At 32.6% G+C, this 12,561-nt stretch carries 14 protein-coding genes and 1 pseudogene; 11 read left to right on the top strand and 4 right to left on the bottom strand.

Going from position 1 to position 12,561, the window contains the following annotated elements; all coding sequences use genetic code 11:
- On the top strand, positions 1-336 hold a 336-nt coding region (locus AB6B24_RS04495), incomplete at its 5' end, for a hypothetical protein (protein ID WP_369164215.1).
- Between the two features lie 107 nt (positions 337-443).
- Here AB6B24_RS04495 and AB6B24_RS04490 read toward each other — a convergent pair.
- A complete protein-coding gene (locus tag AB6B24_RS04490; RefSeq protein WP_311802757.1) occupies positions 444-857 on the bottom strand; it encodes a VOC family protein in 414 nt (137 codons plus the stop codon).
- Between the two features lie 272 nt (positions 858-1,129).
- Here AB6B24_RS04490 and AB6B24_RS04485 point away from each other — a divergent pair, with 272 nt between their 5' ends.
- From AB6B24_RS04485 to AB6B24_RS04460, 6 genes and pseudogenes are all read left to right on the top strand, one after another.
- On the top strand, positions 1,130-1,843 hold the full coding sequence (locus AB6B24_RS04485; protein WP_047206079.1) for a metal ABC transporter ATP-binding protein: 714 nt from the start codon (positions 1,130-1,132) through the stop codon (positions 1,841-1,843).
- 7 nt (positions 1,844-1,850) lie between these two features.
- Positions 1,851-2,705, top strand: coding sequence for a metal ABC transporter permease (locus AB6B24_RS04480; RefSeq protein WP_047206080.1), 855 nt, complete (start codon positions 1,851-1,853; stop codon positions 2,703-2,705).
- The gene (locus AB6B24_RS04475; RefSeq protein ID WP_311802825.1) at positions 2,689-3,630 is read left to right on the top strand and encodes a metal ABC transporter substrate-binding protein; all 942 of its coding nucleotides are present in this window, start codon (positions 2,689-2,691) and stop codon (positions 3,628-3,630) included. The genes AB6B24_RS04480 and AB6B24_RS04475 overlap by 17 nt, the downstream gene beginning before the upstream one ends.
- 108 nt (positions 3,631-3,738) lie before the next feature.
- Positions 3,739-3,816: pseudogene (locus AB6B24_RS04470) on the top strand (hypothetical protein); the annotation flags it as partial.
- 259 nt (positions 3,817-4,075) lie between these two features.
- Entirely contained in the window at positions 4,076-5,032 is a 957-nt protein-coding gene (locus AB6B24_RS04465; protein ID WP_153241608.1) for an ornithine cyclodeaminase family protein, read from the top strand.
- 10 nt (positions 5,033-5,042) lie between these two features.
- Positions 5,043-5,825 (top strand): PhzF family phenazine biosynthesis protein, encoded by a 783-nt coding sequence (locus AB6B24_RS04460; RefSeq protein ID WP_153241609.1) that lies wholly within the window; start codon positions 5,043-5,045, stop codon positions 5,823-5,825.
- Between the two features lie 62 nt (positions 5,826-5,887).
- Here the strand turns inward: AB6B24_RS04460 and AB6B24_RS04455 are convergent, their stop codons facing one another.
- Positions 5,888-7,300, bottom strand: a complete 1,413-nt coding sequence (locus AB6B24_RS04455) for a PLP-dependent aminotransferase family protein (protein WP_311802754.1) — start codon at positions 7,298-7,300, stop codon at positions 5,888-5,890.
- 124 nt (positions 7,301-7,424) lie between these two features.
- Between AB6B24_RS04455 and AB6B24_RS04450 the strand changes: the two genes are divergently transcribed.
- The 4 genes from AB6B24_RS04450 (at position 7,425) to AB6B24_RS04435 (ending at position 10,839) form a co-directional block, all read left to right on the top strand.
- Entirely contained in the window at positions 7,425-8,006 is a 582-nt protein-coding gene (locus tag AB6B24_RS04450; RefSeq protein ID WP_311802752.1) for an aminodeoxychorismate/anthranilate synthase component II, read from the top strand.
- A gap of 4 nt (positions 8,007-8,010) precedes the next feature.
- Entirely contained in the window at positions 8,011-9,897 is a 1,887-nt protein-coding gene (gene pabB / locus AB6B24_RS04445; RefSeq protein WP_311802751.1) for an aminodeoxychorismate synthase component I, read from the top strand.
- A gap of 188 nt (positions 9,898-10,085) precedes the next feature.
- Entirely contained in the window at positions 10,086-10,457 is a 372-nt protein-coding gene (locus AB6B24_RS04440; protein ID WP_017864571.1) for an ArsC/Spx/MgsR family protein, read from the top strand.
- 58 nt (positions 10,458-10,515) lie between these two features.
- Positions 10,516-10,839, top strand: a complete 324-nt coding sequence (locus AB6B24_RS04435) for an arsenic metallochaperone ArsD family protein (protein WP_058204642.1) — start codon at positions 10,516-10,518, stop codon at positions 10,837-10,839.
- A gap of 55 nt (positions 10,840-10,894) precedes the next feature.
- Here AB6B24_RS04435 and AB6B24_RS04430 read toward each other — a convergent pair whose 3' ends face one another.
- Together AB6B24_RS04430 and AB6B24_RS04425 are read right to left on the bottom strand one after the other, a co-directional pair.
- Positions 10,895-11,431: a ClbS/DfsB family four-helix bundle protein gene (locus AB6B24_RS04430; protein ID WP_311802824.1), complete on the bottom strand. Its 537-nt coding sequence runs from the start codon at positions 11,429-11,431 to the stop codon at positions 10,895-10,897.
- Between the two features lie 148 nt (positions 11,432-11,579).
- Positions 11,580-12,554, bottom strand: a complete 975-nt coding sequence (locus AB6B24_RS04425; RefSeq protein WP_311804187.1) for a helix-turn-helix domain-containing protein — start codon at positions 12,552-12,554, stop codon at positions 11,580-11,582.
- Between the last annotated feature and the right edge of the window lie 7 nt (positions 12,555-12,561).

Here is a 12,561-nt window from a genome sequence, read left to right as displayed (position 1 = left end):
AATGGTCAAAATGGTAAAGATGGTAAAGATGGAGTGAATACAGATGGCACTCTTGGAAATAATATGAGAGTAAAAGTATTAGAAAGAGTACCATTTTCAAAAGTTGGGAACACTGCACTCTCTGTTCCTACAATATCAACTGGTAATAATTCAGCTCTTCGTAACAAGGTGAACGTTCTTAGCACGCCTATAGTATCGGAGCCGTTTGGGGCTTCACTTCCTACTACAGGCTCAGATGAATTAATGAGTTCAGAGTTGATGGCACTTGGCTTAGGTTTGCTTTCAGTATTGACAATTGGAGGAATTGCATGGAGAAAGAATACATTTGAAAGATAATTAACTAGTTTCTTTTGAAAATAAAATATATGATTTCTTTTTTAAAATAAAAAAAGGCTCTCGTTTGTGAGAGCCTTTTTACTAGTTAGAGAATTTTTTTCATGAAATCAACTTTTTCCCATCTCAGAATTCATCCAAACAGGCTCTAAACAGTTGCCGTCTAGGTCTTGGACTTCAAGACCATACATCATTTCTTCAGAAATACCATTATCTAAATAAAGGCTTTTTCCGCCGTTTTCATCTGCCAATTTACCAAAGTCCTTTACACTCTGCGCACTTGAAAAAGTAAATGAAATTAATGCAGCACTTGATGATTTTGTATCCGCAATTTCTTTTTCACCAATGAATGTTTTATAACGAGCATGTGATAGTAGCATGATAAAAAAATTTTCATCCCAAACCATGCAACTAACCAATTCATCTGAGAAATTAGGATTCTTTTTAAAACCTATTTTTTCATAAAAACTAGTTGATGCTTCAATATCAGATACTGGAAAATTTACAAAAACCATAGTTGTCATATTGTTTGCCTCCTTGCGTAAATGAAAACGTTCTCTAAATGATCTTACTTGAAGTATAACAGATAATAGTGCAGGAATCCAAACTTATGACTTAAACTTTTTGAGAACGAAATCTGGAATTTAGTATGGAAAGAAAACTGTGAGTTTTCAAATATATTAATTAATATTAAAAAATAAATAGCCTAAACGAAATATATTGATTAAATATTTAGCATATGCTATAATTATGAAAAGATTTATAAGTTTTTATTTACTAGCATAAGGAGAGAACGATGATAAATACTAAGCATTTAGATGTATTCTATAATGAAAAAAAAGTCCTGAAGGATATTCAACTAGAAGTTAAACCTGGGAAAATCACTGGTATTATCGGACCAAATGGTGCAGGAAAATCTACTTTAATCAAGGCTATTCTCAATATTGTTCCACATTCTGGAAAAATATCAATAAATGGTAAGGTAAGTAAAAAGGAACTGAAAAATATAGCTTATGTAGAGCAAAAAAGTGATATTGATCATACTTTTCCAATTAAGGTAAAGGAGTGCGTATCTCTTGGTACTTATACGGGATTAAAGCTGTTTCAAAAACTCGGAAATAAAGAATGGGCAAGGGTTTCTAACGCTTTACAAAAAGTTAACTTATTAGAATATGAAAATAGGCAGATAGGTGAACTATCAGGCGGTCAATTTCAAAGGGTTTTGTTGGCAAGGTGTTTAGTTCAAGAAGCAGACTATATCTTTTTAGATGAACCATTTGTAGGGATAGACTCAATAAGTGAAAAGATTATTATGAATATTCTTCAGGATTTGAAACATCAAGGGAAGACCATTTTAATTGTGCATCATGATTTGAGTAAAGTGAAAGAGTATTTTGATGACATAATTATTTTAAATAGAGAATTAATTTCTTATGGTTCAGTAAGAGATAGTTTTAATCAAAAATACTTAAAAGCGGCATATGGAGATAATATATTTATAGGAGATTAAGAATCAAATGATACAGAATTTTATAAATGGTTTATATGAATTCCATTTTTTACAGAATGCTTTAGTTACAGCAGTTGTGATAGGCGTAGTTTCAGGAGCAGTTGGTTGTTTCATCATTTTGAGAGGAATGTCCTTAATGGGTGATGCGATTTCTCATGCAGTACTTCCTGGTGTTGCTATTTCCTATATTTTAGGAATAAATTTCTTTGTAGGGGCAATTATTTTTGGATTACTTTCCTCGATAATTATTACTTTCATAAAAAATAATAGTATTATCAAAGGAGATACTGCAATTGGAATTACATTTAGTTCATTTCTGGCTTTAGGTGTTATATTAATTGGAATTGCCAATAGTTCAACGGATTTATTCCATATCCTTTTTGGAAATATTTTAGCAGTGCAAGACATTGATAAATGGCTAACAATAGGTGTTTCAATAGCTGTCTTAGTCGTCATCGTTCTATTTTTCAAGGAGCTTTTAATTACATCATTTGATCCATTGATGGCAAAAGCAACTGGAATGAAAGTGAATTTTTATCATTATCTTTTGATGGTTTTATTGACGTTAGTATCCGTAACTGCGATGCAAAGCGTCGGAACTATTTTAATTGTTGCTATGTTAATTACGCCAGCAGCAACAGCATATTTATATACAAATAGCTTGAGAAAAATGATAATTCTCTCCTCTTCACTAGGGGCAGTTTCTTCCGTTTTAGGTTTATTTATAGGTTACAGCTTTAATATTGCTGTCGGTTCAAGCATTGTCATTACTTCAGCTATCATTTTTGCAATTAGTTTTTTAGTTTCACCAAAACAAAATTTTATAAAAAAGAAGGTCAAAATTGATGATCAAAAAATATAAAAATATATTGATAACTTTTATAGCACTGGGTGCTATCGTTTTTCTAGTAGGTTGCTCAAATAAAAAAACAGACCAAGTAACAGATAAAAAAATAAATGTGGTCGTGACTAATTCAATTTTGGCAGATATCACAAAAAATATTGCTGATGATAAAATCAATTTGCATAGTATAGTTCCGGTTGGAAAAGACCCGCATGAATATGAACCATTGCCTGTAGATGTTCAAAAAACTTCTAAAGCAGATTTAATCTTTTACAATGGTTTAAACTTGGAAACAGGTGGAAATGCATGGTTTACAAAACTAGTGAATAATGCAAATAAAAAAGAAAATATTGATTATTTTCCTGTAAGCACTGGAGTTGAGGTCATTTATCTTGAAGGAAAGAATACTGAAGGAAAAGAAGATCCGCATGCTTGGCTCAATTTAGAGAATGGGATTATTTATGCAAAAAATATTGAACAACAGTTATCTAAAAAAGACCCAGTTAATAAGGATTTTTATAAACATAATTTAGATAAATATGTTAAAAAATTATCTGATCTTGATCAGCAAGCAAAATCTAAATTTTCTTTAATACCTGAAAATGAAAAGATGATTGTAACGAGCGAAGGTTGTTTTAAATATTTTTCTAAGGCTTATAATATTCCCTCTGCTTATATTTGGGAGATAAATACAGAAGAAGAGGGCACGCCAGATCAGATAAAAAATCTGGTTAGAAAGTTAAGAGCTACTGAACTCAAATCGCTTTTTGTAGAAAGTAGTGTTGATAATCGTCCAATGAAAACTGTCTCTAAGGATACAGGAATTCCAATTTATTCAACAATATTTACAGATTCAGTGGCGAAAAAAGGAGAAAATGGGGATAGCTACTATAGTATGATGAAATGGAATTTAGATCAAATTTATAAAGGCCTTGCTAAATAGTCTTCTTGATTAAATTGTAACTATTACAAAAAATAACTTGAAGCAAAAACAGCAGTTTACTGTGTTTATAATCCAAACGCAAAAGGTGGAGAGCACTACTATACTACAAGTCAATATGAAGCAAAATATCTTGTTTCTAAAGGATGGAAATATGATAATGAAAAACCTGCATTCTACTTTGGCTGAAGCAGTATATGTTGCTTCCAACCCTAATGCTGAAATAGCATGGTTTGCAGTTAAATAATAGATTTGGCTAAACTAATTTAATATTATATATAAGCAACTATCGCTTAATAGCGATAGTTGCTTTTTCATAATAGTACGAAGTTCCTAAGGAATGAAATTAATCAATGCATATGCCATACAATATTAATATTGTATCTCACTTAGTGTAAAGCTATAATATTAATAGAAGATAATTTAGATATTAGCAAGAGGAGCTAGAATGAAACAAGTAAGTTATAATGAAGTAGTTGAACTTCTAAGTTTTAAAGAATCAATTCAGGTAATGAGTGATTGCTTTAAAGATCACGAAAATGGAACAATTGCTCAAAGAGAACGAACGGTTGAAATATTACCTGATGGAAAAAATAAAAATGTTTTTGCTTTAATGCCAGCTTATCTTGGTGAAAATCGCTATTTTGGTGCTAAAATTATCACGGCTTTTCCGGATAACCATGCCTTAAATCTCCCTTCTCATGTTGGAGAAGTAATGTTATTTGATTCAAAAAATGGGCTTCCTGTTGCATTGATTAATGCTAATGCAATTACTTGGATTAGAACGGCGGCTGTATCAGCTCTTGCTACAGACTTTTTGGCAAAAAAAGATTCGTCAATTCTTACTTTATTTGGTAGTGGTCAACAAGCGAGTTCACATTTGGAAGCGATGCTCTGTGTGCGTCCGATAAAAGTTGTTCGTGTTTATGACCTAAATCCAAAATCAGCTCAAGTATTTATTGATAAAATGAAAGCTATTCATCCTGAGCTTGAATTTATTAACTCTAGCACTATTAAAGAAGCGGTAGAAGATTCAGATATCATCTGCACATTGACCCCAAGTAAGGATGCATTCTTAGATGCTGAGAATATTTCGGCTGGAACTCATATTAACGCGATAGGAACGTTCACACCTACAACGCGTGAAATTAAGAGTGGATTAATGAAAGAAAGTAAAGTCTATGTTGATGATTACGAGGCAGCTATGAAGGAAAGTGGAGATTTGTTGATTCCGATTTCTGAGGGAATCATGAGTGCAAAGGATATCAAAGCATCTTTAGGAGAGATGGTTATGGGTAAAGTTTCTGCAAGGGAAAGTAATGAAGAAATTACAGTATTTGATGCTGTAGGTTTAGCAATTGAAGACTTATGCTGTGCAGAATTTATTTATAACAAGGTAAAGTAGGAGAAAAGTGATGAGTTTGAATTATTATGTTGTTGATGCCTTTGCTGAAGAAATTTTCAAAGGAAATCCAGCGGCCGTTTATGTTCTGGAGGAATGGTTGTCAGCAGATACCATGCAAAAAATTGCGATTGAAAATAATTTATCAGAGACAGCTTTCACGGTAAAAAAAGATGATTATTTTGAATTGAGATGGTTTACGCCTGACCGAGAAATTGATCTATGTGGACATGCAACTTTAGCTACAGCATTTGTGCTTTTTAATTATTACCGTGAGCTAGGACCAACTCTTCGGTTTACGAGTCAAAGTGGTGACCTTTTTGTTACCAAGAATGGCGAAAATTATTATATGGATTTTCCGAATATTCTTCCCAAAAAGGTGGAAATTTTACCAGAATATGAAGTGGCTCTATGCGCCAAAATTAAGGAAGCCTATTTGGCAAGAGACTTATTTTTTGTACTAGAATCTGAAGAGACAGTTGTAAATTTACATCCAAACTTTACAGCCTTAGAATCCTTTGAATTAGGAGTTGGTGTTATCGTTACGGCTAAAGGTGAAAAAGAGGACTTTGTGTCACGGACTTTTTTCCCTAAATTAACAATTAATGAAGACCCTGTATGTGGCTCTGCCCATTCAAATCTTATTCCTTACTGGGCAGAAAAACTTGAGAAAAATGAAATGACGGCTTATCAAGCCTCTGCGCGTGGAGGTTATTTAAAATGTGAGCTTAAAGGGAATCGAGTAAGTATTGGTGGAAAAGCAATTCTGTTTGCCAAGGGAGAAACATACCTTTAATATTTATGTTTGCTAACAAAAAACTGACTTATTATTTTAATTCGGTTTTTTTATTACATGGATTATTGATTATATTTTTTTCCCTCTTTTTTGATAATTTTTAGTCCTTTTTCTAGTTTTTCCATATTATTAGACGAAAGGGCAATTCTAATAAAAGGGTCAGGTTGTGTTTGAGTAGAAAAACGGTCGGAATGAAAGACTCGGACTCCTTGATTTAAAAGGTGATTCTCTATTGTATCTTGTTTTTCTTGAGTTAATTTATTTTTTAGATTTAATATTCGATAGAAGGGATAATTATTTGAAGGACGTTGAGGTTTGATTGATTCAAAAACAGTATCAAAAAGTTGATTTGCTTCTTGTAATTTTTCAAATTTATTTTCTAGAATCTTTTTGGCTGTTGAAGAATGAATAATTTGCGTAATGATTTCGGCATCTAATCCCGAAGTTTTAACATTGATGTTAAAGAGAGCTTTTTCAATTGCTGATTTGAAATTTTGGGGATAGACAAGGTAAGCAATTCGTAAACCAGAACTAATATATTTTGTCATACCAGCCAAATAAATTGTTTGTTTGGGAAGAAGTTGTTGAAAGGGCGGAAGGACTTTATCTTGAAAGTAAGTAGTCATAAAGGAGTGAATGTCATCTTCAATAACAATTAAATTCAATTTTTTAATAATTTTGGCAAGTTCATAACGTCTTTCTTCAGAAATTTGAAAACCAATTGGATTGTTACACGAAGGCATAAGAAAGATACCTTGTATTTTTTTCTTAAGACATTCATTGTTCAAGGCCTCAGGAGACATTCCATTTTCATCAAAGTCAATAGGGACAATTTCAAGATGATAAAGATGGGCTAATTCGATAAAGTTTGAATATGTGTAACGGTCAACAGCAATACGGTCACCTGGGGCAAATAAGGCTGATAGAACAATCGCAAGTCCATTTTGCACGCCTGATACAATAGCAACGTGATTAGTGTAGGGAAGAACGCCTTGCGTTTCAAGCCACTTCGAGGCTGTTTCAATCTGAAAATTGGTCCCCATTGGATGTTGATAGTCGAGAAGTTGAATTAGTTTTGGACTAGAGGCAATCGATTGAATGAATGGAACGACGAGGGAGTTGTATTCTTCAAATGAACTAACTAAACCAAAGTCAATGATATTTTGTTTGACATTGTGATTAGAAATAGTTGCTGAATGATAAGCATTAGGGGAAACATAGGTTCCACTTCCAACATTAGTATATAATAGTCCTTTTTTTATTGCATATTGATAGGCCTGACCTACGGTGGTAAAATTGATGTCTAAATAGTCAGCAAGCTCTCTTTGTGAAGGAAGTTTTGTGTCTTGGGTAAGTTGGTTGGAGAGAATATCCTCTTGAAGTAAATCTACTAAGGACTTATAAATGGGACTTTTTAATAATGCTTTATCTGGATGCCAAGATAATGGATTATTTTTATAACTATTTAATGACACTTATTATTCTTCTTTCTGTTATTATATAATAAATATTATAACATAGGAAATATAATCGATAGACTAGATATCAGTATCAGTTTTGAATAAATATTTTTAGTATAATTATTGAAGGGGGGATAAAATGAAATTGCTATTAATTGATAATTATGATTCTTTTACTTATTTGCTTGCACAGTATTTTGAGGAATTAGATTGTAGTGTAACAGTGGTTAATGACCAAGATAAAATAAGTCAGAAAATTATAATTTCTCCGGATTTTATTTGTGAAAATTATGATGCGATTATCATTTCTCCAGGTCCAAAAACACCAAAAGAAGCCGTTTTTAGTAGGGATGTAGTTCAACTATACGCTGGAAAAATTCCTATGTTAGGAATTTGCTTGGGTCAGCAAGTCATTGCTGAATGTTTTGGGGGAAATGTTGTTCTTGGTGAGAGACCAATGCATGGAAAAATTTCTGTCATTCGTCATAATTGTCAAGGAATTTTTAAAGGACTTCCACAAAATTTGAAAGTTGCACGTTATCATTCGTTGATTGTCGATAAACTACCTTATGATTTTGAAATTGATGCGCAGAGTGAAGATGGTGTTATTCAGGCCATTCATCAGCAAAAATTAAAATTGTGGGCTTTACAATTTCACCCAGAAAGTTTAGCTACTGAATATGGTCATGAAATGTTAAATAATTTTTTGAAAGTGGTGTAGTCTTTTGAAGGAATTTATAATAAAAAATACGGATATTTGGAAAATTTTCCTAAAATATTATCGGGCAGATGAAGAAATTGTTTTTTTACATAGTAGTCAGGTGACCGAAAATGAGCATTATAGTATTTTAGCACATAAACCTTATAAAAAGGTTTCAAAATATAAGGGTCAAGTGTTTTTTAATGGTGAAAAAAAGAAGTTCAATTTTTTAGATGCGGTAGATTTGCTGAAGGATGAGAGAGTTGAACGACCTAAAAATTGGCCTTTTTATCCAGAATTATTGGGTTTTGTAAGTTATGAGCAAGAGCCGGCTTGTTTTGCAGTTTATGATGAAGTTTTACTTTTTGACCATAGAACAAAACTGTTACGTGTCGTGCAATTTGAACAAACTGATGGCCAATATTGGCTGACTGAATCGGAAGAAATTGAAGTGGATTCAGAGATTGAATTCGATGATCAGAATGGCATAGGGGCTGTTTTTATTGACCAAACAAAGCAAGAATATATTGCTTCAATAAAAAAATTACAAGACTATATGAAGGCTGGCGATATTTATGTTGCCAATTTGACGCAACAATTTGAAATTTGGTCCGATAAAAAACCTATTGATGTTTTTAAGAACACAAGGAAACAAATTCCTGCTCCTTTCTCATCATTTTTACAATATCCTGAATGGAAAATGACGCAAATTTCAAGTTCTGTGGAACGCTATGTTTCTATTCATGATGGAGCATTAATTTCAAAACCAATTAAAGGAACAATTGCCAGAGGAGAAGATGTCGGAGCTGATAGATTACAAAAGGAAATACTTTCCAATAGTAGTAAAGAACGGTCTGAGTTACTGATGGTGACGGATTTATTGCGTAACGATATTGCCCGGATTAGTCAACCTTTTTCTTTGTCTGTCCCTAAATTTGCAGAAATTGAAACTTTTTCTCATGTTCATCAACTGGTGACTTCAATAAAAAGTAGAATTAAAGAAGATTTGACTTTTTCAGAATTTATGACGGCTTTATTTCCGGGAGGGTCAATCACAGGTACACCTAAGAAACGGGCAATGGAGATTATTAAGGAAGTTGAAAAACAACCTAGAGGAATTTATACAGGGATGCAGGGTTGGTTAAGTCGAGAAATGGATTTGGATATGAACATCGTGATTCGGACATTAGTTCATGATGGTGAGCATTATCAGCTTGGAGTAGGCGGTGGAATTACGTTCGAGAGCGAAGCAGAAGCAGAGTTTTCAGAGATATTACTAAAAGCAAAACCTTTTTTAGATATATTAGGTGTGAAAGATGTTCCAAGTATTTTATTTACAACAGGTCTTGTTAAAAATGGTGAATTGTTAAATTTAGAGGGGCATGTCAATCGCTTGAAAAAGCAATACCATCATCCAGATTTGGAAGAAAAATTGAGAATATTTGCCCAAAATGTTACTGACGGAGTTTTACGTGTCAGTACTGACGGAGATTTTTTGACCCCTGAGATTCGTCAGCTGACGCATTCAAATGAGGTCTATCGAGTTAAACTGTCGTCAATTAATGACAAGCCTAGTCCTTTGTCTAACTTTAAACTTTCAGGGCCAGATTTTCAAAAGGTCTTTCGTCAGGAAGTCTTAGAAGCAAAAAAAGAAGGGTTTCAAGATATTCTATTTCATACAGATGGCTTGGTCAGTGAATTATCAATCGGAAATTTTGTGGCAAAAAAGGGCAATCAGTACGAAACGCCAGCCAGATATGCCCTAAAAGGAACTTTTTTAGATTTGTTTGCGAAAAATCATACTCTAATATATAAAGATATTGCGCTTTCTGATTTGAAAACATATGATTGTTTTTATATGGCAAATGCTGTCAGAGGATTAGTTGAAATAAAAATTGATGGAATTTCCTAATATAAGTCCTTGGTTTTACTGACCAAGGACTTTTTTTGGAGCAAAAATTACTGACAGAATCTGTCAGTAAAAATATTCTAAAAATTTACTGACAAAAATAAATTAAAATTAAGAAATACATCTCAAGTCTGAATTTTTAATCGCAAAAATGAGTTACAATAGATTTTATAAAGGAGAGGAGCGTGAAGATGATTAAAATCTACCAAAAATCAAGTTCAAACCAGTCAGCTGAGCGCGTTACCAGTTGGTTTAAAAAGCGAAATATTCCTTATGTTGTCATTTCCAAAACTTCATTGTGTAAAGAAGATATTGTCAGAGTTTTAGAGCTATCAAATAAAGGTTTTGAGGAAATTATTGTTTCGGAATCAAAAGCACCCAAACTTTATTCAGAACTAAGAAGTTCTTGTGATATGGACCAAATTTCGACGGAGCAAATGATTCAATTTATTTTGAAAAATCAGCAATTATTGCGTTCACCAATTACTTTTGATGACCGTCGTTTACTTATAGGTTATAATAACGAAGATATTCGGACCTTTATTCCTTGGCGTCTCCGTTAGTGAATTTGACCTGTTCTTTTGATATAATAATTTTAATGACAAAAGACAGGACATTAAGATGAAAATTGAACTTTTTGAGGAAGATATTCCCGAATTTAGTAATGAAATGATGACATTAACCCAAGTTTTTGCCACTTTTAAATGTGGTGAAGACTTGCAAATGGCACGTTACAATTTTAAAAATCAGCCAGAAATTTTTCAAAACTATCCTCAAGTGACACAGATGTTAGAAAAAAAGGATGTTTTACCTCTGACCCTTGTAGATGGAGAAATTACATTGATTGGTGACTATCCAACGGTGGAAGACTTGACAGAAATCACGGGATTAAGTTTTCAAAATCTTGGATGTGAAGAAGACTGTCAGGACTGTTCTTGTCAGTAAAATTTACTGACAGAAATGATTAAATTCAAGAAACTAATAATAAAAATAAAAAACCTCATAGTTCTGAGGTTTTTTTGTGTAATTTAATTTTTTTATAAGCCCACTCGTAATGCGATGACATAGAAGACTGAAAATATTGACCCAGACTAGTTGAACCTGTCCAATCAAAATATTTTTTGGTGTACAGTTCTTTGTTTGAAAAATTTTCAATGAGGGTGATTAGCTTCATATGGCTTTCAGAAAGTTGTTGTGTTATCTCATATAATGATTTTTTTTGCCCATTTATTTGAAAATTATCATTCATTTCACCATAATTTTTCCAATTATAAGGAGAGGGCAGAAAGGACGTTTTCTCTCCTCTTTTATTTTTTTCGACAAAGTTGATTAATAACTGATGCCACTCATAGAGATGAACCATGACGTCTCTTAGATTTTTATCTCTTGCCCAATGCTTTTCTTTTTTATCTTCAACATTAAAGGTAAAATTATCATTTTTTGTTTCTTCGTTTAATGAATTGATTAGTGAACATAATTTCTGCCAACTTTCTTCAGAAAAAGTAATTAATTCCTCTTTGGATTGGGCTCTTGCCATTATAATCTCTCCTGTTTTAGATTTTACTAATATTCTATCATAGTTAGTCAGAGTTTTCTTCTCCAAGTGATGACTCTTCTGACAGCTTTACTAATCCCAAAGTTAGACGATAAATGAAATAAACTAGGACGAAGTCCTAGTTTTTATTTTAAATCAGCTTTTTCCGATATTGATTCAGAGTCATTCCCGTCCATTTGCGAAAAGCTCGAGTGAAAGAACTGACCTCAGAATATCCTAAGAGATAAGAAATTTCATCAGTTGTGAGATTTAAATCCTTTGAAAAATGGAGAGCCATTTTTTTCTGAACGGATTGTAACTCGGCTTTAAAAGTAGTACCAGCTTGTGCAAGATTTCTTTGAAGGGTTCTGCTACTAATTCCCAGTTTTCTTGCTACATTTTGAATGGAACATTCTCCAGAAGGAATCAAGAGTTGGACTTCTTTATGAAGGCTATTGATGAAGTCAGAAGGAGTTTTGATTTCTTCTAGCTGACGATTCAGCTCGGGTTCTATCATCCGCCACATACTATTATTTCTGGTCAAAAAAGGTAGTTCTAAATCTTGGAGATTAAAACTCAAAAGATTATCATTTTTTGAAAGCTCAGGAGAAATCCCAAAAACTTCCAAAATTGAAGAACTGAATGGATAAGGACTGATTACTTTTTCAGGAATAATATTTTGGCCTGTTCCAGTTCTTAGAATACTTAAAATAATAAGTTGCTCATTAAATAGAGAAAAACGTGAAAGATTTTGTATTTCAGAAATATCATTTAATTCAACTTGAACATGTTTTTCTTGAATACTGACTTTAATTTCAACTGGAGCAATGATATTTTTATATTTTGCCAAACGTTTTATAGCTTGTAAGCCATTAGCAGAAGAAAGAGCGACGAAAAAAATAGGCATAAATAATCCAAAATTTTGGACATCACTTATCAAAAGAAGTTGTTCATCAGTCAATCTTTTTGATAGGACCTCTTGAAATTTATAAAATTGTTGATTCGTTAAAACAATTTCCTCTTTCCAAAGCAAATTTGGAATTTGGGCTTCTTCTAAAAGAAGGTTCAAATCTAAATGATGTAATTCGAGAAAGTTTTGAAACTGTTGGTCAATACTTATTTTCATAATTTTC

Origin of the sequence: Lactococcus sp. AK05, assembly GCF_041026685.1 — a bacterium.
Taxonomy (GTDB): domain Bacteria; phylum Bacillota; class Bacilli; order Lactobacillales; family Streptococcaceae; genus Lactococcus; species Lactococcus lactis.
Note: the sequence above shows the minus strand (reverse complement) of the source record. Positions and strands in the feature narration are given on the sequence as shown.